Consider the following 21,200-nt stretch of genomic DNA (forward strand, 5'->3'; position numbering starts at 1 on the left):
AGACATAGCACGGAATTATTTAATTATTTCAAATTTATTACTCAGAACCGAAGAAAGTCGTTATCTTTACCGAAAATATTTTCTATATACTCACATAAAACATTTAGAATTATGGCAAAGAGAAGAGAACTTAAAAAGAACGTAAACTATATCGCAGGTGAATTATTTTCAGAGTGTTTGATCAACAGCATGTTCGTACCGGGTACAGATAAAGCAAAAGCTGACGAACTGATGGCGGAAATCCTGAAAATGCAGGATGAATTTATCAGCCGTATCAGCCACACCGAACCGGGAAATGTGAAAGGATTCTACAAAAAATTCCGTGTAGACTTCAATGCAAAAGTAAACGAAATCATTGACGCCATCGCGAAACTGAACTAAGAATGAAAAAAGCAATATATAGCTTTATTTACTATCGCCTGCTGGGATGGAAGATGAACGTGACAGTACCCAAATATGATAAATGTGTAGTTTGCGCAGCTCCCCATACCACTAATTTAGATTTGTTTATTGGTAAACTATTTTACGGTGCCATGGGAGGAAAGACCAGTTTCATGATGAAAAAAGAATGGTTCTTTTTTCCTTTAGGGCTGCTTTTCAGAGCTGTAGGAGGTATTCCTGTAGATCGTAGTCGCAAGACCTCATTGGTAGAGCAAATGGTTCATCACTTCAATACCAGCAAAAAGTTTCACCTCGCTATTACTCCCGAAGGAACGCGTAAACGCAACCCCAACTGGAAAAAAGGTTTCTATTACATTGCGCTCAAAGCACAGGTACCCATTGTCCTGGTCGGCATCGACTATACAACCAAGACCATTACGTCGACTAAAGCAGTCATGCCAAGTGGAGATATTGACAAGGACATGCGTGAAATAAAACTTTATTTCAAAGATTTCAAAGGGAAACACCCCGAAAACTTCTCTATTGGAGACGTTGAATGATTTATGAAAATCTCGATTGTACAAACAGATATTATCTGGGAAAATAAACAGGAAAATCTCCGTTTGCTCCGCGAAAAGCTACTTCCTCTTCGCGGAACAACGGAGATTGTTGTTTTACCGGAGATGTTCACAACGGGATTCAGCATGAACAGCCGGACATTGGCCGAACCGATTTCCGGTTTCACCATCCGGACCCTCAAAGGGTATGCCGCAGAGTTTCAGTTCGCATTGGTCGGAAGTTTCATCTGCGAAGAAGCAGGTGCTTATTATAACCGGGCCTTTCTGATTACTCCGGACGGTCAGGAATTTTACTATGACAAACGCCATCTCTTCCGCATGGGATGCGAAACTGAACACTTTTCGGCAGGCAACCGGAGGGTGATCGTCCCCTATCGGGGGTGGAATATCTGCCTTCAGGTCTGTTATGATCTTCGCTTTCCTGTCTGGAGCCGGAATATAAACAACGAATACGACCTTCTTATTTACATAGCCAGTTGGCCTACTCCACGCATCCATGCATGGAATACACTACTTTGCGCACGCGCTATCGAGAACCAATGTTACGTATGCGGTGTGAACCGTACAGGACGAGACGGCAACGGACTTCACTATCCGGGATATTCAGCCTTGTATAGTCCTAAAGGCGAGATACTGACAGGGACTCCCGACTCAGAAGAAAAGATACAAACCATCGAACTTGATATAGAAACCCTCACTGCCTTTCGCCATAAATTCCCCGGCTGGAAAGACGCAGACTCTTTTCTCCTTTATTAAATCTACAGGACATAATTTCCGCATTTAATAAAAATATCTCTTGAATTATAGTATATAAATGCAAAAAAGTATCTAATTTTGCCAGACAATCAATTTATTGTACCAAAAAACAAACCCTAATTTAACTCATAACACGAATGTTAACCCAATTAATTAACGCACGTATACTCACCCCCCAAGGATGGATGAAAGACGGTTCCGTGCTTATCAGAGACAATAAGATTTTAGAAGTCACAAACTGCGATCTGGCCGTTATCGGAGCTGAACTTATTGACGTCAAAGGTATGTATGTAGTTCCCGGTGGGGTAGAAATCCACGTGCATGGTGGTGGAGGCCGCGACTTTATGGAATGCACGGAAGATGCCTTCCGGGCAGCGGTCCATACTCACATGAAACATGGCACTACAAGTATCTTTCCTACACTTTCATCATCTACAGTCCCCATGATCCAGCAAGCTGCTGAAACCTGCACCAAACTGATGGAAGAGAAAAACAGCCCTATTCTGGGACTGCACCTTGAAGGTCATTACCTGAACATGAAAATGGCAGGAGGACAAATTCCCGAGAACATCAAGAACCCTGATCCGAATGAATATATTCCGATCGTAGAACAGTATCATTGCATCAAGCGCTGGGACGCCGCTCCGGAACTTCCGGGAGCCATGCAGTTCGGAAAATATATTGCTGCCAAAGGCATTCTCCCTTCCGTGGCACATACACAAGCCGAATTTGAAGACATCCGTACGGCATATGAAGCCGGATATACCCATGCCACCCACTTCTACAATGCAATGCCCGGTTTCCACAAGCGCAGAGAATACAAGTATGAAGGTACAGTCGAAAGTATTTATCTGTTGGATGATATGACCGTAGAAGTAGTAGCCGATGGAATCCATGTACCTCCTACTATCCTGAGACTTGTATATAAAATAAAAGGTGTAGAAAGAACCTGCCTGATTACAGATGCCCTTGCTTGCGCCGACAGTGACAGCAAAGAAGCTTTCGACCCGCGTGTTATTATCGAAGACGGAGTATGTAAGTTGGCCGACCATTCTGCTTTGGCAGGAAGTATTGCCACAATGGACCGCCTGATTCGTACCGTCGTACAGAAAGCAGAAATTCCACTGGAAGACGCAGTCCGTATGGCTTCTGAAACCCCGGCACGTATCATGGGTGTATACGACCGTAAGGGTTCCTTGCAAAAAGGCAAAGATGCCGATATCCTGGTACTCGATGAGGACCTCAACGTAAGAGCCGTATGGGCCATGGGTAAGCTGGTGCCTGAAACCAATACGCTGTTTTAATCGAATAGACGTTTTTTGAACATAAACGGTGAACAATGAACAGACCATTATAACGCAGCCTGTTCATTGTCCACCGTTTATCGTTTAACCTTCATCGTTTTATCACTCCCCTCCTCCCCATTTATAGGTAAAAAAAGATTTTAATTTAAATTCCCTGTCAACCTTATCGCATAGTTGATTGTTTTTATATATATTTGTTCAGAGTTTCCGATAACGACAAAGACTCAGTCAAACTTAATTAATAACAAACTTATGAAGACAAATCTTAGTTCTCAGATTACACTCAACAGGGTCTCCCCCAGGTATTATAGACCGGAGAATGCATTCGAGAGATCGGTATTAACCCGATTAGAGAAAATTCCTACAGATATTTATGAGTCTGTGGAAGAAGGTGCAAATCATATCGCTTGCGAAATAGCACAGGTCATTCGCGATAAACAAAAAGCAGGACGTTTCTGCGTACTGGCATTGCCGGGTGGAAATTCACCACGCAGCGTATACACCGAATTGATTCGCATGCACAAAGAAGAGGGACTCAGTTTCCGTAATGTAATCGTATTCAATATGTACGAATACTATCCATTGTCCCAAGACGCTATCAACAGCAATTTCAACGCATTGAAAGAGATGTTCCTCGATCACGTTGATATTGACAAGCAGAATATCTTCACTCCGGATGGTACGATCGCTAAAGATACCATCTTTGAATACTGCCGCCTGTACGAACAGCGCATCGAGAGTTTCGGCGGTATCGATATCGCCTTACTGGGCATCGGCCGCGTAGGTAATATCGCTTTCAACGAACCAGGTTCACGCCTGAATTCTACCACCCGATTGATTTTGCTGGACAGCGGTTCACGCAATGAAGCATCCAAAATATTCGGAACCATTGATAATACGCCAATCAGTTCCATTACAATGGGTGTGGCCACTATTTTGGCAGCAAAGAAAATCTATCTGCTGGCATGGGGTGAAGAAAAGGCGCACATGGTGAAAGAGTGTGTGGAAGGTAATGTAACAGATACCATTCCGGCATCTTATTTACAGACTCACAACAATGCACATGTAGCCATCGACTTGTCGGCAGCTTCCAACCTGACACGTATTCAGCGTCCATGGCTGGTCACCTCTTGCGAATGGAACGATAAACTGATCCGCAGTGCTATTGTATGGTTGTGCCAGTTGACCGGAAAACCAATCCTGAAACTGACCAACAAAGACTATAACGAAAACGGACTGAGCGAACTGCTTGCCCTATTCGGATCTGCTTATAACGTAAATATCAAGATATTCAACGATCTGCAGCACACCATCACCGGATGGCCGGGTGGCAAACCGAAGGCAGACGACACCTATCGTCCCGAACGTGCCAAACCGTATCCGAAACGGGTTGTCGTATTTTCTCCACACCCCGATGATGACGTGATCTCCATGGGAGGTACGATTCGCCGTCTGGTAGAACAGAAGCATGAAGTCCATGTAGCATATCAGACTTCCGGAAACATTGCCGTAGGTGATGAGGAAGTAGTTCGTTTCATGCATTTCATCAACGGATTCAACCAAATCTTTATAAACAGTGAAGATCAGGTGATCAGTGAAAAATATGCCGAAATCCGTAAATTCCTGAAGGATAAGAAAGACGGTGATATGGATACACGCGATATCCTGACCATCAAAGGCTTGATTCGCCGTGGTGAAGCACGTACAGCTTGTACCTATAATAATATCCCACTGGAACGTTGTCACTTCCTGGATCTGCCTTTCTATGAAACCGGTAAAATCCAGAAAAATCCGATCAGCGAGGCTGACGTAGAAATCGTCCGCAATCTGCTCCGTGAAGTGAAACCTCACCAGATTTTTGTAGCCGGTGACCTCGCTGACCCGCACGGCACACACCGTGTGTGTACAGATGCCGTATTTGCTGCTGTAGACCTTGAAAAAGAAGAAGGAGCCGAATGGTTGAAAGATTGCCGTATCTGGATGTATCGTGGTGCATGGGCCGAATGGGAAATCGAAAACATCGAAATGGCTGTGCCTATCAGTCCGGAAGAATTGCGTGCAAAACGTAACTCCATCCTGAAGCACCAGTCCCAGATGGAAAGTGCTCCGTTCCTGGGTAATGACGAACGCCTGTTCTGGCAACGTAGCGAAGACCGCAACCGGGGTACCGCAGCTCTTTACGACAGCTTGGGATTGGCCTCTTACGAAGCAATGGAAGCATTTGTGGAATACATTCCACTATAATCAGAGCTTATTAGTGAAATAAAAATAAAGAAGAGTGAGGAGTTTGAGACTCTTCACTCTTCTTTTCTTTAATAAAAAGACAAATCATACATGAAACAAGAAGAATATCTCCGTCTTCTCCCTGTCGAGGGAGCATATAATATGCGCGACTTGGGAGGTTATCCCGCAGCAGGCCATAAACACGTAAAGTGGAAAACATTTATCCGTTCGGGCGATCTCAATAAACTGACAGAATCCGACCTGGCCTATCTTGCCTCTTTATCCATCCGTACGGATATTGACTTCAGAAGTATACAGGAAAAGAAAGTGGCAGCAGACAGAATACCGGCAACGGTAACGCAATACATTCCTCTGTCCATCGAAGCCGGTGACATGACCGACATGGCTCACTTCAACCTGAACAACATTCCGAAAATACTTGAACAGGCATACGTCTATATCATCCAAAATGCCCAGGATACTTACCGGGAGTTTTTCCGGATTGTTTCGGAAGAACGGAACACTCCTCTTTTATTTCACTGTTCGGCCGGAAAAGACCGTACCGGTATTGCCGCCGCATTATTATTGGGAGCATTGGGTGTAGACAGAAAAGTGATTATGGAAGATTATATGCTGTCTGCCGAATACCTAAAAGGCAAATACGATGCGATCGTACAGGCCCATCCCGAATTCGCGCCTCTTACCACCGTGCGTAAGGAATATCTGGAAGCAGCCTTCCAGGCTATTGATTCCGATTACCAAGGTCTGGAGAACTTCCTGAGAAATCAATTAGGAGCAGATATCGACAGACTAAGGGCGTTGTATACCGAATAAACGGTTCATTAACAGTCTGAATTGCTAATGACTTATCGGGATCACCGGTTTTTCATTTATTTCTTCTATTTTTGTACCCGGACTATTACTCAACCGAATATATGAAAAAACTATGTATACTCCTCCTGTTGCTCCTTACGGGCACAGGTATCTTATTTGCGCAAGAAATTGAAAAGAGCGTAAAAGAACGGCTTAGCAATTACTTTGAGACTTACATCCCGGCATCTGCCAATACCGGAAGTAGTAAGTTAAAAAGCGTAGATATTGACTTTGAAGGTAAAAAACTATCCATCTATGCTTCCGAAAGTTTTGCTTATCAGCCCTTTCTATCGGAAACAGTAGATGAAATCTACCATCAGATAGCAGAGTTACTTCCGGGCCCTGTACGCTTTTTCCGAACCACGGTTTATGTCAACGACCAACCCATCGAAGAGTTAGTCCCCAACTTCTTTCGTGGGAAAAAGAAAGATAAGTCGCGACTCTCGAATGCGGAATACAAAGGAGCACCTTGGGTAAAAAATGTTTCCCGCCCCTATGAAGTAACCAAAGGACTGCAAAACCGTCACATCTCCCTCTGGCAAAGCCATGGCAAATATTTCAAAAACGATAAAGGCGAATGGAGTTGGCAACGTCCGCGACTGTTCTGTACCACAGAAGACTTATTCACGCAATCTTTCATCCTGCCTTATGTCATTCCCATGCTTGAAAACGCTGGAGCTAATGTTTATACTCCGCGTGAACGGGATACTCAGAAAAATGAAGTGATTGTAGACAATGACACCCGAAACGGTTCCATCTATCTGGAAATGAAAAGCCGCAAGGCCCGTTGGAATCAAACAAACGGTTATGGATTCGCACAAAGAAAATCTGTCTACAAAGATGGAGAAAATCCCTTCCTGACAGGTACCGCACGCTTCACCCGTACAGAAAAGAAAAAGAATAAGGCATTCGCCGAATGGATACCTACCATTCCCGAAGCGGGAAATTATGCGGTATATGTATCTTACCAAACACTCCCCAATAGCGTCAGTGACGCCAAGTATCTGGTATTTCACAAAGGTGGTGTAACGGAATTCAAAGTCAACCAGAAGATAGGCAGTGGCACATGGGTATACCTTGGTACATTTGAGTTTGACAAAGGCAGCAATGATTACGGCATGGTGGTACTGAGCAATGAAAGCAATGAAAGCGGAGTTGTCTGTGCCGACGCCGTACGTTTCGGCGGAGGAATGGGAAACATTGTCCGGGGTACTACAGTGAGCGGATTACCCCGCTATCTGGAGGGTGCGCGTTATTCCACCCAATGGGCAGGAATGCCTTATGACGTTTACGGAGGAAAACAGGGAGAAAACGATTATGCAGACGACATCAATGCACGCTCCAACACCATCAATTATCTGTCGGGGGGCTCCGTATTCAATCCCGTACAGAAAGGATTGGGTGTACCGTTAGAAATGAATGTGGCACTACACAGTGATGCCGGATACAGTAAAACGGACGATATAGTAGGGTCACTCGGCATCTATACAACCAACTTCAATAACGGACTGCTCAACTCGGGAAATAACCGATATGCTTCGCGGGATCTGGCCGACCTCATGCTTACCCAAATACAAAAGGATATTCGTGCCAACTTTAATATACAATGGACCCGACGCAGCATGTGGGACCGCAATTACAGCGAAACCCGCCTGCCTGCCACCCCATCCACCATCATCGAGTTACTGTCGCACCAGAACTTTGCCGACATGAAACTCGGACACGATCCGAATTTCAAGTTTACCGTAGGACGCGCCATTTATAAAGCCGTACTGCAATTTGTCAGCAGCCAGCACAACAAAGAGTATGTGGTACAACCACTTCCCGTAAGCAACTTTGCCATCGGATTCGGTAAAAAGAAAAATACTCTGGAACTTTCATGGCAGGGAGAGAATGATCCATCGGAACCCACTGCCCGTCCTCGTGAATATATAGTATACACCCGCATCGGATATGGTGGTTTCGACAACGGGGTACGTGTGGACAAGCCTTCGTACTCTCTAAAAATAGAACCGGGTCTGGTTTATTCATTTAAGGTTACGGCTGTCAATCGGGGAGGAGAAAGTTTCCCGTCTGAAATTCTGGCGGCCTACAAAGCCAAGCGAGAACACGGAAAAGTGCTTATCATTAACGGTTTCAATCGGTTAAGCGGACCGGCAGTTATTGACACACCGGATGAAGCAGGCTTTGATCTGGAACAAGATCCCGGTGTCGCCTACCAATATAATATTTCGTTTTGCGGAGCACAAACAGACTTTGATCGCTCTCAAGCTGGAAAAGAAGGAAAAGGAAGCCTGGGTTATAGCGGCGGCGAACTGGAAGGAATGAAAATTGCCGGGAATACCTTCGACTATCCATTTATACATGGCAAAGCGATTCAGGCTGCCGGAAACTACAGCTTCGTTTCATGCAGTGACGAAGCCGTTGAAAACGGACGTGTCCAACTGGAACACTATCCGATCGTAGATTTCATTCTGGGCCTGGAGAAAGATGATATCCAAAGTGATCCGGCCCGCAAAACGTATTATAAAACATTCTCTTCACCTATGCAGCGCTTACTGACAGCTTATTGCCAGTCAGGAGGAAACCTGCTTGTCAGCGGATCCTATATAGGCAGCGACATGAGTAATTCGCAAGGTAACCGAGAATTCACAGAGACTGTACTGAAATACGGCTATCAGAGTTCATTAAGTGATACCCGTTCCGGACAGATCTCGGGCCTGGGAGGTACCATACAGATTCCCCGCTTGCCTAACGAAAAGTCTTATGCGGTAACTGCTCCCGACTGCATTGTGCCGGTAGGCTCTGCTTTCCCGGTATTCGCATATCAACCCGGGCAACGCAGTGCCGGAATTGCCTATAAAGGAGATTATCGGGTATTCGCAATGGGATTCCCATTCGAAAGCATTGAAAGCGAAACGGACCGTGCCACAGTAATGGCAGCAATACTAAAATTCTTCGGAGAAAAATAAACTTTCAATAAACATGGTTATGTCCCGGTATTTGGTATTAGTCTTTTGTCTGCAAAGAACAAGTTCTTTGCAGACAAAACTGTCATAATGTCTGTTATTTACGTGAATTTATTTTAAGATTTACTGCCATCTGACATAATGGCTGCTATCGTTTTTGTTCCTGCCGTCATTCGGTTGTCCCATTACCATTACTGTTTTTGCCATCTTATCTTTTTCTAATTTCATAATAGAGTCTTCTAATCTGATTATTTATGATTGGATAATCATTTGTGGCATTTTAGATGAACCAATTTTTTATAATTATGAAAACAAAAATGTTTTTTTTAGTAGTAGTCATGCTACTTTGTAGAGGTGTAGCTTATGCATACAGCCCTTCCGTGAACATTCCGATTTTAAAGGTGGAAGGAATCGAACAAGATATTCCACCTCCTCATGTTCCGCCTCCCCCACTGCCAACTCAGGTCTTTCTTCATGTGGGTGAAATAGCTGATATTCCATATCCCATGTTTGGATCAATGGTATGGGAATGCGATAATCCACCGGAAGGCATAGAACAGGAAGAGTCATACGTACTTGGGCCTATGATTATTCTGCGTATAAAAGGAGTTATGGCAGGAAGATATCAGGTTAATATGAAATGGTACAATCCGCTCAATCCGGGGCAGCCCCCATTAGGACGGCAAACCATTCAGATTATTGTTCAGCCATGGCCTTGACAATTGACGGATAAACAGTCATAAGGTTCCCTCCGTGAGCATGTCTGCTCACGGAGGGAATTCTATGAAAATATGAATTCATCAAAAAAAATCCCTGCTGCATACTCCATTCTTCATTTTAAATTCTATCTTTGCTCCTAATAATAACTATTAAAATAAAAACACTATGTACACAATACAAGCAAATCCGAGCGGTACACGCAGCATGGAAATATCTGAAGAGAATTTGGTAACCATCGAAAAATACTCTCTATTCCAGCATCTGATAGACAGCAATGGCATCGTAGATGAAGCCGTTTTGGAGAAGCTGAAACTGAATATACGTTCGCTGATAGCAAGCCAGGAAGAAGACAGTAAGGACCTGCTCGACCTCTGCATAGACGTGATTTATCACAATAATATGAAAGCATTCGGGTTGCAGCAACTCATCAAACTTTATCTCACCTGGCTATCGAAGCAGGAAGCAGAAGAAGAGGAGGAAGTATGATTACCATTGATACCTGCGGAATGACAAACTATAGCCCGTTGATTCCGGCCATAAAAGCGATGTGTAATGCCAGTTCCGGTGACAAGATGGAGATTGTAACGGATCAGGTAGCCGCATTTCAGGATCTTAAGGAATATTTATCAGAACAAGGTATCGGATTCCGCGAAATATATGATGGAGAGCGGATGACTTTACAGTTTACTATCTTATGAGCGAAGTACAAAATCAAATAAAGAAATGGCCGGTAACGGCAATCAAAAAAATAAAAAATACATTCGGTAGCGCAGAAAAGTTCTACGCTACCGTTTATCTTATTGCCCGCAACGAGCATCATTGTCAAATGATGGGAGTAGCCGGAGCCGAACAGCGCTTAAAAACGATTCATGCCTATCAGGGTATGATCCGTTTTATGCTTGATGAAGAAGGACTTAACGGTAAGGAAGTTCTTGAAACCATAGCCAGCGACTATCTGGAGGATTTCGTGAACTATCGTGAGCAAGACTTCGGAATGACCAACGAGGAATTCATTGCTATTATTAAAAGAATCGGCTGAGCGCATGAATTTATTCCTGATTATTTTGGGCAGTATCTGCCTGCTTGTCGGATTGGCCGGATGTATTGTCCCCATGTTGCCGGGACCTCCTGTTGCCTATCTGGCATTGGTATGTCTACACTTCACCGATAAAGTTTCCTTCACTATTCCGCAACTGTTCCTTTGGCTGTTCATTGTGGTACTGATACAAATACTCGACTATTTCATTCCAATGTTTGGAGTGAAAAGGCTCGGAGGTACTTCATGGGGTAAATGGGGATGTATCATCGGTACCTTTGCCGGTATTTTCCTGTTTCCTCCCTGGGGGGTATTCATCGGTCCGTTTGTAGGTGCAGTAGCAGGCGAATTGCTGGGCGGTAAAGAGACCAAATACGCCCTGAAAGCCGGATTCGGAGCATTTGCAGGTTTTCTGTTGGGTACTGTGCTGAAGGTGGCCGTATGTGGTTGGTTCATCTTCTGCTTTATCCGTGCCCTCGTATAGCAAAATTATCCGTATCTTTGCTCCCATGAAAGAATATCGACTTACTGATTGGTTACCCACCACTAAGAAAGAAGTAGAGCTTCGCGGCTGGGACGAACTGGATGTCATCCTTTTTAGCGGTGATGCTTATGTAGACCATCCTTCCTTCGGAGCGGCCGTCATCGGCCGTATCCTTGAAGCCGAAGGTTTACGGGTGGCCATCGTACCTCAGCCCAATTGGCGTGACGACTTGCGCGACTTCCGCAAACTGGGACGTCCCCGCCTTTTTTTCGGCATCAGCGCAGGTTGCATGGACTCCATGGTGAACAAATATACAGCTAATAAACGTTTGCGCAGCGATGACGCCTACACACCGGACGGACGTCCGGATATGCGACCGGAATACCCCTCAATCGTGTACAGTCAGATCCTGAAAAAACTCTATCCCGATGTACCGGTCATTTTAGGAGGTATTGAAGCAAGTATGCGCCGCCTCAGCCATTATGACTATTGGCAAGATCAGCTTAAAAAAAGCATCCTTTGTGAAAGTGGTGCCGACATGCTGATTTATGGTATGGGTGAAAAGCCCATTTGCGAACTGGTCCGCAGATTAACAACACACAATGAATACCGGGACAGTACGACTTCACCGTTTAACATCTGTCGTTCTTCACTGACTACTATTCCGCAAATTGCTTATCTGACCGATGAATATGAGCCTGATGAGCAAGATATTGCCCTCCATTCCCACGAAGAATGCCTCGCTGACAAAAAGAAGCAGTCCGCCAATTTCAGGCACATTGAAGAAGAAAGCAATAAATATGCAGCAGCCCGGATTATTCAAGCTGTAGACAACAAAGTAGTAGTGGTAAACCCACCCTATCCACCGATGACACAGGAAGAATTGGACCATTCATTCGATCTTCCTTATACACGCTTACCCCATCCCAAATACAAGGGAAAACGTATTCCGGCTTACGACATGATTAAATTCTCCATCAATATCCATCGGGGATGTTTTGGAGGATGTGCCTTTTGTACGATCTCCGCCCACCAGGGAAAATTTATTGTGAGCCGAAGCAAAGAGAGCATTCTGAAAGAGGTAAAAGAGGTGGTACAACTACCCGACTTCAAAGGAAATCTTAGCGATTTAGGAGGACCTTCTGCCAACATGTATAAAATGGGTGGAAAAGACCTGGCACTTTGCAAACGTTGCAAACGTCCTTCGTGTATCCATCCCAAAGTATGCCCGAACCTCAATACAGATCATCGGCCATTGCTGGATATCTACCATGCAGTAGATTCTTTACCGGAAATCAAACGGAGCTTTATCGGCAGCGGAGTACGCTATGATTTACTGCTTCATCAAAGCAAAGACCCTTCCGTCAATAAAAGTACGGCGGAATACACCCGCGAACTAATAGCACGCCACGTCAGTGGCCGCCTGAAAGTAGCACCGGAACACACCAGTGACCGGGTACTGAGTATCATGCGTAAACCTGCCTTCAGCCAATTCGGGGAGTTTAAAAAGATATTTGACAGAATCAACCGGGAACTTGGCTTACGCCAACAATTAATCCCCTATTTCATCTCCAGCCATCCCGGATGTAGAGAAGAGGATATGGCAGAGCTGGCAGTAATTACCAAGCGGCAGGATTTTCATTTGGAACAGGTGCAGGACTTCACTCCCACCCCTATGACCGTAGCTACCGAAGCCTGGTACACCGGCTTCCACCCATACACACTCGAACCGGTATTCAGTGCCAAAACCCAACGGGAAAAATTGGCCCAAAGACAATTCTTTTTTTGGTATAAACCGGAAGAACGACGGAACATCATCAATGAACTGCGCCGCATCGGACGGGCAGACCTGATAGACAAGTTGTACGGAAAAAGATAATTCATGCTTTATTCACTCCGGAGAACACAGAGGACACAAAAGTTTCGCTCTTTGAAGATAAAATTTATCCTCTGTATCCTCCGAAGTGAACTGTCTATTCTTTTTCTCTCACCGGCAATGCCACTATCTCCTGAAGCACACTGACGGCGGCTTCCACATTCGGAATGTCTTTCACCAACATAGACCGACGTCCGTTCTGCTCCCTCAAATCGCATCGGCGGGTATATTTCATCATATAATCGATCATCTTGCCAAAAGCGGCACTCTGATAATACGGGCTATCCGGATTGCTGACAAAGAACAGAGTCATACGCCCCCCTTTCAGGAATACTTTTTCCACTCCCAAACGTGCAGCCAGACGCCTTAGCGGTACAATACGTAACAATTCCTCCGTTTCGGGAGGAACAGGGCCAAAACGATCCTCCAACCGTAAACGGAAAGCATTTACATCTTTATCAAGAGTCAATCCGTCCAATTCACGATACAGTAACATACGTTCGCTGCTACCTGTCACATAATTGGCCGGTAACAACAATTCCAGATCGCTTTCCACCTGGCACTCTTCTACAAACTCTTCACCACTTATGATGCCTTCCCCCTTTAATTCGTCGGCATAGAGCTCTGCAAATTCATCTGTTTTCAGTTCATGTACAGCCTCGGATAATATTTTCTGGTAAGTTTCATAGCCCAGATCAGCAATAAAACCACTTTGTTCGGCTCCCAACATATTTCCTGCACCACGAATATCCAGATCCTGCATGGCAATATGAATGCCACTCCCCAAATCACTGAAATTCTCAATAGCTTGCAGACGACGTTTAGCTTCAGGCGTCAACGACGATAACGGGGGAGCCAGTAAATAACAAAAAGCTTTTTTATTGCTACGTCCTACACGTCCGCGCATCTGATGCAAGTCACTCAGACCAAAGTTCTGAGCCTGATTGATAATAATAGTATTGGCATTCGGTATGTCGATTCCACTCTCAATAATGGTGGTGGCAATCAACACATCATAATCATAATTGACAAAACCGAAGATAATCTGCTCCAATTCCACCGGCTCCATCTGCCCATGCCCGATAGCAATCCGGCAATCTGGAATACGACGGAGAATCATCGCTTTGAGTTCCGGGAGATTGGCTATACGATTATTGACCAGAAAAACCTGCCCATTGCGGCTCATTTCAAAATTAATGGCATCGGCAATCACCTCTTCACTGAACGTATGCACTTCCGTCTGTATCGGATAGCGGTTGGGAGGCGGAGTAGAAATCACACTTAAATCACGTGCTCCCATCAATGAAAACTGCAACGTACGCGGAATCGGAGTTGCCGTCATCGTCAATGTATCCACATTCACTTTCATCTGGCGCAGTTTCTCCTTGACCGACACACCGAATTTCTGCTCTTCATCAATGATCAACAGGCCAAGATCCTTGAACTTGACATCTTTACCCAGAATACGGTGAGTACCGATCAGAATATTTACATCTCCGGTTTCCAATCCTCTGATAACTGCCTTTGCCTGTGCTGCCGTACGGGCACGACTGAGATATTCTACCCGACAGGGAAGCCCTTTCAGACGGTCACGGAAAGTCTGGAAGTGTTGGTATGCCAATACCGTAGTAGGCACCAGGACGGCTACCTGCTTATTGTCCGCTACAGCTTTAAACGCGGCACGTATGGCCACTTCCGTCTTGCCAAACCCCACATCTCCGCACACCAACCGGTCCATCGGCATATCCCGTTCCATGTCCTGTTTCACATCTGCCGTAGCTTTACTCTGATCGGGGGTATCTTCATAAATGAACGAAGCTTCCAGCTCCCGTTGCAAAAAGCTGTCGGGACTGTATGCAAACCCCTTCTCCTCACGACGTTGTGAGTAAAGTTTAATCAGATCACGGGCTATATCTTTAATCTTTGTCTTGGTACGCTCCTTCAACTTCTCCCAGGCACCGGTGCCCAGCTTGTTCAACCGGGGAGCTTCTCCTTCTTTCCCTTTATATTTTGAGACTTTATGTAACGAGTGGATGGAGACAAATACCACATCTTCATTCTGGTAAACCAGTTTCATCACTTCCTGCGTCGTATCTCCGTTAGGAATACGCACCAAACCGGAAAAACGTCCTACTCCATGATCGGTATGCACCACATAATCGCCGGGAGTAAACTGATTCAGTTCTTTCAGTGAAAGAGCAACTTTTCCCGAACGGGCTTTATCACTCTTCAAGTTATATTTATGGAAACGGTCGAATAATTGATGATCCGTAAACAGGCAAAGTTTCAGAGTGTCATCCGCAAACCCCTCATGCAGTGTCCGTTCCACAGCTGTAAACTGAATCCGGTCTCCACGGTCCTCAAAAATAGCCCTGATACGGTCTGTCTGTTTCGTACTGTCACTACAGATATAAAGTGTGTATCCCCGGCTCAGATAATCTTTGAAAGACTCTGCCACCAAATCGAAATTCTTATGGAAGATGGGCTGTGCCGTAGTATGGAAAGTCAACGTGGCATCCGGTGTACCGGTTGGCTTGTTGCCAAACTCCATCCGCCGGAAATCTAAGGCACGGACAGTAAATTCACTACCATCAATCAGTTTGCCTTCCAGAGTGATGCCTCCGTTCTCTTCCGCCTCTTGTGCAGCAAGAGCCTGTGGTGTAAGCGATTCATCGCGAACAGCCTGAATGCGTTCCCGCAACCAGAGAAAATCACGCATTGCCAGAGTCGTGTCTTTCGGAATAAAGTCAAGGAAAGAAGTAGTAACTTTTCCGGTTACGGCAAGGTCGGGTACAATGACAATGCTTTCCTTTTTCTCTTTCGATAGCTGTGACTCTACCTCAAAAGTACGGATACTCTCCACATCATCACCAAAAAAATCGATACGATAGGGATACTCGGACGAAAAAGAAAATACGTCAATAATACTGCCGCGAACAGCATACTGTCCCGGTTCATACACATAGTCGACATACTCAAACCCGTAACTATGTAATACATCCGTGATAAAACCGGTGTCCACCTTCTCGCCCACATGTAACTTCAATGTGTTTTCACTCAATTCCTGGCGCGAGACTACCTTTTCGGCCAACGCATCCGGATAAGTGACGATGCACAACCCTTGCTCACCTTTCTGAAGCCGGCTGAGTACCTCGGTACGCAATATCTCGTTGGCCGCATCTTTTTGTCCATACTTCACCGAACGGCGAAACGAAGAAGGAAAAAACAAAATCTGCTCCGTACCCAATACCTGAGTAAGATCATGATAAAAATAACCGGCTTCTTCCAGATCACCCAATATGAAAACAAACGGGCAAGGACTCTTCTCTACCAGTGCCGAAGCGAATAAGGAAGCAGCGGAAGCATACAGGCCACCGCAATAGATATGTCTGACTGCGGGCTCCCCTAACAGTTTGTTCAAGGCTTCCACATTCGGGTGCCCGGCATATTGATGTTGCAGTTCAGTAATCGTCATAAATAGCATTTTAGTCCATCACAAACGCACCAACTCACACAGATCGCTCAAAATCAATTTCCAATCTGTGTGAATCCATGTAACCCGTGATGCAAATTCACCGCAAAAGTACTAAATTATCCTTAGTTTTAATGCGCTATCTTTGGTTAGTAGCGGAAAAGCGTTACATTTGTCTTCAAATTTAGACACAATATGCAGACATCGGACAGCATCGTAATCATCCCTACCTACAACGAACGGGAAAACATAGAGAACATTATCCGTGCCGTTTTCGGACTGGAAAAGATTTTTCATATTCTTATCATAGAAGATGGCTCTCCGGATGGAACCGCCACCATCGTAAAAACCTTGCAGCAAGAGTTCCCCGACCGTCTCTTTATGATAGAACGCAAAGGAAAACTGGGATTGGGAACAGCATATATCACTGGGTTCAAGTGGGCACTGGAACATTCATACGAATACATTTTTGAGATGGACGCCGATTTCAGCCACAACCCCAATGACTTGCCACGGCTCTACGATGCTTGTGCCAACCAAGGAGGAGATGTAGCCATCGGTTCCCGCTACGTAAGCGGAGTGAACGTAGTGAATTGGCCGATGGGACGCGTCCTCATGTCTTATTTTGCATCTAAATATGTTCGCATCGTTACCGGACTACCGATACATGACACTACTGCCGGTTTTAAGTGTTATCGTCGTCAGGTACTCGAAACCATCGATCTTGACCACATCCGTTTCAAGGGTTACGCTTTTCAGATAGAAATGAAATTCACCGCTTACAAATGCGGGTTCAAGATTATCGAAGTACCGGTGATTTTCATTAACCGTGAACTGGGCACATCAAAAATGAATAGCAGTATTTTCGGAGAAGCGGTATTTGGAGTTATCAAACTGAAAGTGAACAGCTGGTTCCACAAATTTCCGCAGAAAACAAAATGAATTAAGATATGAAAAGAACATTAATACAAAACGCCATCATAGTAAACGAAGGACGCTCCACACGCGGTTCGGTAGTCATCGAAGGTGAAAAAATAGCCGAGATACTGGAGAAAGGACAGAAACCGGTCACTCCCTGTGAAGAGACAATCCATGCCAACGGATGCTATCTGCTTCCGGGTGTCATCGACGATCATGTGCATTTTCGCGATCCGGGCCTAACCCATAAGGCCGACATATCTACCGAAAGCCGGGCTGCTGCAGCAGGAGGGGTAACCTCTATTATGGACATGCCCAATACCAATCCGCAAACCACCACACTGGACGCACTCAATGCCAAGTTCGATTTGCTTGCCGAGAAATGCAGTGTCAACTATTCATGCTATTTCGGAGCAACAAACAATAACTATACCGAGTTTGACAAACTGGATAAAAGCCGTGTATGCGGAATCAAGCTCTTTATGGGATCGAGTACAGGCAATATGCTGGTAGACAAGATGAACAGCTTGCTGAACATCTTCAATGGAACCGATTTGCTGATTGCCGCCCACTGTGAGAATCATGAAACAATTAAAAAGAATACGGAGAAATACGTAAGAGAATATATTGAAAAATATCCTTATCAGTACTACCATGTTCACCACGAAACCCTTCCGATGGGTTACCATGCAAAGATACGTTCGATAGCAGCCTGCTACGAGTCGTCCGAACTGGCTGTACGCCTGGCACGCATTGCAGACGCTCGTCTGCATATCCTGCATATCTCCACAGCCAAAGAGCTTTCTCTTTTTGATAATGATATTCCATTGGAAGAAAAAAGGATTACGGCAGAAGCTTGTGTTTCGCACCTGTTATTCGACTCTTCAGATTATGCGGAATTAGGTACACGTATCAAATGTAACCCTTCCATCAAAGCTAAAACCAACCGGGATGCACTTCGTCAGGCTGTCAACTCCAACCTGATAGACGTGATTGCCACCGATCATGCACCACACCTGCTCAGTGAAAAAGAAGGAGGCCCGTTAAAGGCAATGTCAGGCATGCCTATGATCCAGTTCTCTCTGATCAGTATGCTTGAACTGGTGAACGAAGGTATCTTCACGATTGAAAAAGTCGTTGAGAAAATGTGCCATGCACCCGCTCAAATATATAATATCCATAACCGCGGTTTCATTCGTCCCGGTTATCAGGCAGACCTGGTACTGGTTCGGCCGGACGCATTATGGACGGTAAGTGCAGAACAAATCTTAAGCAAATGTGGATGGAGTCCGCTCGAAGGACGTACCTTTGACTGGAAAGTAGAAAAGACATTTGCCAACGGACACCTATTGTATACTGACGGACAGGTAGATGAAGCTTATCGCGGACAAGAAATCTATTTTAAACGATGAACAATTTCTGAACGATCAACCATCTAAATGATAAACAAGGAGAAGGGGGTAAACCGGGAACGATAAATGCAGAAGAATGGGAAATATATTGAAAGATAAAAGCAGGACCTTCGCGATACGAATCGTAAACCTACATAAGTCTCTGAATGAAAGAATTGTTATTTAAAACCGAATATTTATCTGAAACTGAATATTCAAGCATGTTTGCCAACGCAAACGGATCAATGAAACTTATTATCACCAGCATTAAAACAGTCAAATATGGAAAAGCATAACCCGTCATCATCCCCCGTCCATCGTTCAGAAACAGTTGATCGTTCAGCGTTTGAAAACCGTTTATCGTTCAGTGTCCATGATTTATCCCCCTACATCAACTGGATTTATTTTTTTCACGCCTGGGGGTTTCAGCCGCGTTATGCTGCCATAGCCAATATCCACGGATGTGACGCCTGTCGTGCTTCCTGGCTGACAACCTTTCCGGAAGAGGAACGGGGCAAAGCTTCCGAAGCCATGCAACTCTATAAAGAAGCCAACCGGATGCTGGACGAATTGGACAGGGACTTTGAAGTGAAAAGCGTTTTTAAACTTTGCCCGGCCAATGCCGACGGAGACAACCTGATTATCGACGGTATCACTTTCCCGCTGCTCCGGCAGCAAGTCAAGAAAAAAGAGAACGAACCTTTCTTATGCCTCAGCGACTTTGTACGTCCTCTGACTTCGGGAATCACTGATACAGTAGGAGTTTTTGCCTCTTCCATTGATGCGGATATGGAGGGACTTTACGAACAAGACCCTTATAAACATCTTCTGGTACAAACACTCTCCGACCGTCTGGCCGAAGCTGCCACCGAAAAGATGCACGAATATGTCCGCAAAGAAGTATGGGGGTATGCAAAAGACGAAAATCTCTCTATTCCCGATCTTCTTGTCGAAAAATACCAGGGTATCCGCCCTGCTGTAGGCTACCCATCTTTACCCGATCAGTCTGTGAACTTTATTCTCGACGAAATTCTTGATATGAAACAGATCGGTATCCGCCTGACAGAGAACGGAGCCATGTATCCTCACGCTTCAGTATGCGGATTAATGTTTGCACATCCGGCTTCTCACTATTTCTCGGTGGGGAAGATCGGTGAAGACCAATTGGCGGATTATGCCGCGCGAAGAGGAAAAAGCGTTGGAGAGATGCGTAAATTTCTGGCAGCAAACTTGCAGTAAATCTTTTCTTTCGATATATTTGTAACTGATCCTATACTTTAAAATAGAAAAAGTTATGAAAAAGGTTCTTATTCTGTTATTATGGTTACTTCCCTCCTGTAGCGTAGTGATCCTTGCACAGACTCAGCGGATAGCGGGTACTGTTGTAGTTGGTGACGGCCAACCCGCCGTCGGTGCCGCCATTGTTGTCAAAGGCACCAATATTGGTGCCGTAACCAACGTGGATGGCAAGTTTGTAATAGCAGAAGCACCTGCTTCAGCACAGCAGCTTGTTGTCTATCACGTAGGCATGGAACGCAAAGAGGTAGCCGTAGCTCCCAACGTCTATATTCAGCTCCAGCCCGTAGAGAAAGGTTTTTCATGGAATGTGAAAGCGGGAGTCAGCCTGTTCAGTTTTCGCCGCCCGGACGGCTTGGACGAACGCACCGGATTCAGTGCCGGTGTCGGTGCGGAATATAATTTCAGCAGGCATTGGGCTATCCAATCGGGACTGATGGTCACCAGCAAAGGAGCAACTGCCGAGTACGACGGGTATTCTCCGCTGTCCTCGTCTACCGAACCTATTTCTTATAAAGCCAAAATAGCTCCTATTTATCTGGACATCCCTATTCTGGCAGCTTTTAAGATGGATGTGTCAAACCATGTTAAGTTTGTAATCAATATCGGACCTTATTTAGCCGTAGGCATGGGTGGAAAGTATGAACTGACGAACAAAGGCGGCCATAAAGGTGAGTCGCATAACCCTTTCAAATCCTACTCTTCCTTAGCTGAAGCGAAAAATAAAGATGCCTTGTTGAAACGTTTCGACATCGGGGTTCAGGGAGGCATCGGTTTTGAAATATGGAAACATTACCTGGTCAATGCCTCTTTCCAGCACGGATTCATGGAGCCGGTTAAAGGAGGAACACTGTACGCAGGCGATACCGAGAAACATTACCCGATCGGAGGGATTCTGACAGTAGGATACAGATTTTAAATAC

18 protein-coding genes are annotated in these 21,200 nt (G+C 45.1%); 17 read left to right on the forward strand and 1 reads right to left on the reverse strand.

All coding sequences use genetic code 11. From position 1 onward, the window contains the following. The first annotated feature begins 111 nt into the window (after positions 1 to 111). The 13 genes from KO473_RS17245 to KO473_RS17305 all read left to right on the forward strand — a co-directional run bounded on the left by KO473_RS17245 (position 112) and on the right by KO473_RS17305 (position 13,203). Positions 112 to 381, forward strand: coding sequence for a hypothetical protein (locus KO473_RS17245; RefSeq protein WP_005780168.1), 270 nt, complete (start codon positions 112 to 114; stop codon positions 379 to 381). A 2-nt stretch (positions 382 to 383) separates the two neighbouring features. Next, entirely contained in the window at positions 384 to 941 is a 558-nt protein-coding gene (locus tag KO473_RS17250; protein WP_005780170.1) for a 1-acyl-sn-glycerol-3-phosphate acyltransferase, read from the forward strand. Positions 942 to 944: 3 nt separating this feature from the next. Continuing rightward, the gene (locus KO473_RS17255) at positions 945 to 1,715 is read left to right on the forward strand and encodes an amidohydrolase (protein WP_216035115.1); all 771 of its coding nucleotides are present in this window, start codon (positions 945 to 947) and stop codon (positions 1,713 to 1,715) included. Between the two features lie 137 nt (positions 1,716 to 1,852). Then, positions 1,853 to 3,019, forward strand: a complete 1,167-nt coding sequence (gene nagA, locus KO473_RS17260) for an N-acetylglucosamine-6-phosphate deacetylase (protein WP_005780176.1) — start codon at positions 1,853 to 1,855, stop codon at positions 3,017 to 3,019. A gap of 252 nt (positions 3,020 to 3,271) precedes the next feature. Beyond that, positions 3,272 to 5,263 carry a glucosamine-6-phosphate deaminase gene (locus tag KO473_RS17265; RefSeq protein WP_005780179.1) on the forward strand — a complete coding sequence of 664 codons (1,992 nt, stop codon included), beginning with the start codon at positions 3,272 to 3,274 and terminating at the stop codon, positions 5,261 to 5,263. A gap of 90 nt (positions 5,264 to 5,353) precedes the next feature. Further along, positions 5,354 to 6,076 (forward strand): tyrosine-protein phosphatase, encoded by a 723-nt coding sequence (locus KO473_RS17270; RefSeq protein ID WP_122130649.1) that lies wholly within the window; start codon positions 5,354 to 5,356, stop codon positions 6,074 to 6,076. A 101-nt stretch (positions 6,077 to 6,177) separates the two neighbouring features. After that, positions 6,178 to 9,087: an N-acetylmuramoyl-L-alanine amidase gene (locus tag KO473_RS17275; protein ID WP_216035114.1), complete on the forward strand. Its 2,910-nt coding sequence runs from the start codon at positions 6,178 to 6,180 to the stop codon at positions 9,085 to 9,087. Between the two features lie 314 nt (positions 9,088 to 9,401). Beyond that, the gene (locus KO473_RS17280) at positions 9,402 to 9,803 is read left to right on the forward strand and encodes a hypothetical protein (protein WP_005823388.1); all 402 of its coding nucleotides are present in this window, start codon (positions 9,402 to 9,404) and stop codon (positions 9,801 to 9,803) included. Positions 9,804 to 9,969: 166 nt separating this feature from the next. After that, positions 9,970 to 10,290: a hypothetical protein gene (locus KO473_RS17285; protein WP_005780191.1), complete on the forward strand. Its 321-nt coding sequence runs from the start codon at positions 9,970 to 9,972 to the stop codon at positions 10,288 to 10,290. Beyond that, positions 10,287 to 10,502, forward strand: a complete 216-nt coding sequence (locus tag KO473_RS17290) for a sulfurtransferase TusA family protein (protein WP_005807358.1) — start codon at positions 10,287 to 10,289, stop codon at positions 10,500 to 10,502. The genes KO473_RS17285 and KO473_RS17290 overlap by 4 nt, the downstream gene beginning before the upstream one ends. Next, a complete protein-coding gene (locus KO473_RS17295) occupies positions 10,499 to 10,843 on the forward strand; it encodes a hypothetical protein (RefSeq protein WP_005823389.1) in 345 nt (114 codons plus the stop codon). The genes KO473_RS17290 and KO473_RS17295 overlap by 4 nt, the downstream gene beginning before the upstream one ends. Positions 10,844 to 10,847: 4 nt before the next feature. Next, a complete protein-coding gene (locus tag KO473_RS17300) occupies positions 10,848 to 11,324 on the forward strand; it encodes a DUF456 domain-containing protein (RefSeq protein ID WP_005823390.1) in 477 nt (158 codons plus the stop codon). 25 nt (positions 11,325 to 11,349) lie between these two features. Beyond that, the gene (locus tag KO473_RS17305; RefSeq protein WP_005780199.1) at positions 11,350 to 13,203 is read left to right on the forward strand and encodes a YgiQ family radical SAM protein; all 1,854 of its coding nucleotides are present in this window, start codon (positions 11,350 to 11,352) and stop codon (positions 13,201 to 13,203) included. Between the two features lie 94 nt (positions 13,204 to 13,297). On the opposite strand, the gene mfd is transcribed toward KO473_RS17305, so the two are convergent. Further along, a complete protein-coding gene (gene mfd, locus KO473_RS17310; RefSeq protein WP_005823394.1) occupies positions 13,298 to 16,675 on the reverse strand; it encodes a transcription-repair coupling factor in 3,378 nt (1,125 codons plus the stop codon). 192 nt (positions 16,676 to 16,867) lie between these two features. On the opposite strand from mfd, the gene KO473_RS17315 reads away from it, so the two are divergent. The 4 genes from KO473_RS17315 to KO473_RS17330 all read left to right on the forward strand — a co-directional run bounded on the left by KO473_RS17315 (position 16,868) and on the right by KO473_RS17330 (position 21,196). Beyond that, positions 16,868 to 17,614 carry a polyprenol monophosphomannose synthase gene (locus tag KO473_RS17315; RefSeq protein WP_005780203.1) on the forward strand — a complete coding sequence of 249 codons (747 nt, stop codon included), beginning with the start codon at positions 16,868 to 16,870 and terminating at the stop codon, positions 17,612 to 17,614. Positions 17,615 to 17,622: 8 nt separating this feature from the next. Further along, the gene (locus KO473_RS17320) at positions 17,623 to 19,002 is read left to right on the forward strand and encodes a dihydroorotase (RefSeq protein WP_122130647.1); all 1,380 of its coding nucleotides are present in this window, start codon (positions 17,623 to 17,625) and stop codon (positions 19,000 to 19,002) included. A 261-nt stretch (positions 19,003 to 19,263) separates the two neighbouring features. Continuing rightward, positions 19,264 to 20,220, forward strand: coding sequence for a vitamin B12 dependent-methionine synthase activation domain-containing protein (locus tag KO473_RS17325; RefSeq protein WP_122130646.1), 957 nt, complete (start codon positions 19,264 to 19,266; stop codon positions 20,218 to 20,220). Between the two features lie 55 nt (positions 20,221 to 20,275). Further along, the gene (locus KO473_RS17330) at positions 20,276 to 21,196 is read left to right on the forward strand and encodes a porin family protein (RefSeq protein ID WP_005823402.1); all 921 of its coding nucleotides are present in this window, start codon (positions 20,276 to 20,278) and stop codon (positions 21,194 to 21,196) included. The last annotated feature ends 4 nt before the right edge of the window (positions 21,197 to 21,200 follow it).

The organism is Bacteroides sp. HF-4919 (assembly GCF_018860125.1).

Bases quoted from the DNA above. Each gene is read 5' to 3' on its own strand.
- KO473_RS17245 (WP_005780168.1), top strand. From the start codon at position 112: ATGGCAAAGAGAAGAGAACTTAAAAAGAACGTAAACTATATCGCAGGT.
- KO473_RS17305 (WP_005780199.1), top strand. From the start codon at position 11,350: ATGAAAGAATATCGACTTACTGATTGGTTACCCACCACTAAGAAAGAA.
- nagA (WP_005780176.1), top strand. From the start codon at position 1,853: ATGTTAACCCAATTAATTAACGCACGTATACTCACCCCCCAAGGATGG.
- KO473_RS17285 (WP_005780191.1), top strand. From the start codon at position 9,970: ATGTACACAATACAAGCAAATCCGAGCGGTACACGCAGCATGGAAATA.
- KO473_RS17290 (WP_005807358.1), top strand. From the start codon at position 10,287: ATGATTACCATTGATACCTGCGGAATGACAAACTATAGCCCGTTGATT.
- KO473_RS17270 (WP_122130649.1), top strand. From the start codon at position 5,354: ATGAAACAAGAAGAATATCTCCGTCTTCTCCCTGTCGAGGGAGCATAT.
- KO473_RS17320 (WP_122130647.1), top strand. From the start codon at position 17,623: ATGAAAAGAACATTAATACAAAACGCCATCATAGTAAACGAAGGACGC.
- KO473_RS17275 (WP_216035114.1), top strand. From the start codon at position 6,178: ATGAAAAAACTATGTATACTCCTCCTGTTGCTCCTTACGGGCACAGGT.
- KO473_RS17265 (WP_005780179.1), top strand. From the start codon at position 3,272: ATGAAGACAAATCTTAGTTCTCAGATTACACTCAACAGGGTCTCCCCC.
- KO473_RS17315 (WP_005780203.1), top strand. From the start codon at position 16,868: ATGCAGACATCGGACAGCATCGTAATCATCCCTACCTACAACGAACGG.
- mfd (WP_005823394.1), bottom strand. From the start codon at position 16,675: ATGACGATTACTGAACTGCAACATCAATATGCCGGGCACCCGAATGTG.
- KO473_RS17250 (WP_005780170.1), top strand. From the start codon at position 384: ATGAAAAAAGCAATATATAGCTTTATTTACTATCGCCTGCTGGGATGG.
- KO473_RS17330 (WP_005823402.1), top strand. From the start codon at position 20,276: ATGAAAAAGGTTCTTATTCTGTTATTATGGTTACTTCCCTCCTGTAGC.
- KO473_RS17280 (WP_005823388.1), top strand. From the start codon at position 9,402: ATGTTTTTTTTAGTAGTAGTCATGCTACTTTGTAGAGGTGTAGCTTAT.
- KO473_RS17300 (WP_005823390.1), top strand. From the start codon at position 10,848: ATGAATTTATTCCTGATTATTTTGGGCAGTATCTGCCTGCTTGTCGGA.
- KO473_RS17325 (WP_122130646.1), top strand. From the start codon at position 19,264: ATGGAAAAGCATAACCCGTCATCATCCCCCGTCCATCGTTCAGAAACA.
- KO473_RS17255 (WP_216035115.1), top strand. From the start codon at position 945: ATGAAAATCTCGATTGTACAAACAGATATTATCTGGGAAAATAAACAG.
- KO473_RS17295 (WP_005823389.1), top strand. From the start codon at position 10,499: ATGAGCGAAGTACAAAATCAAATAAAGAAATGGCCGGTAACGGCAATC.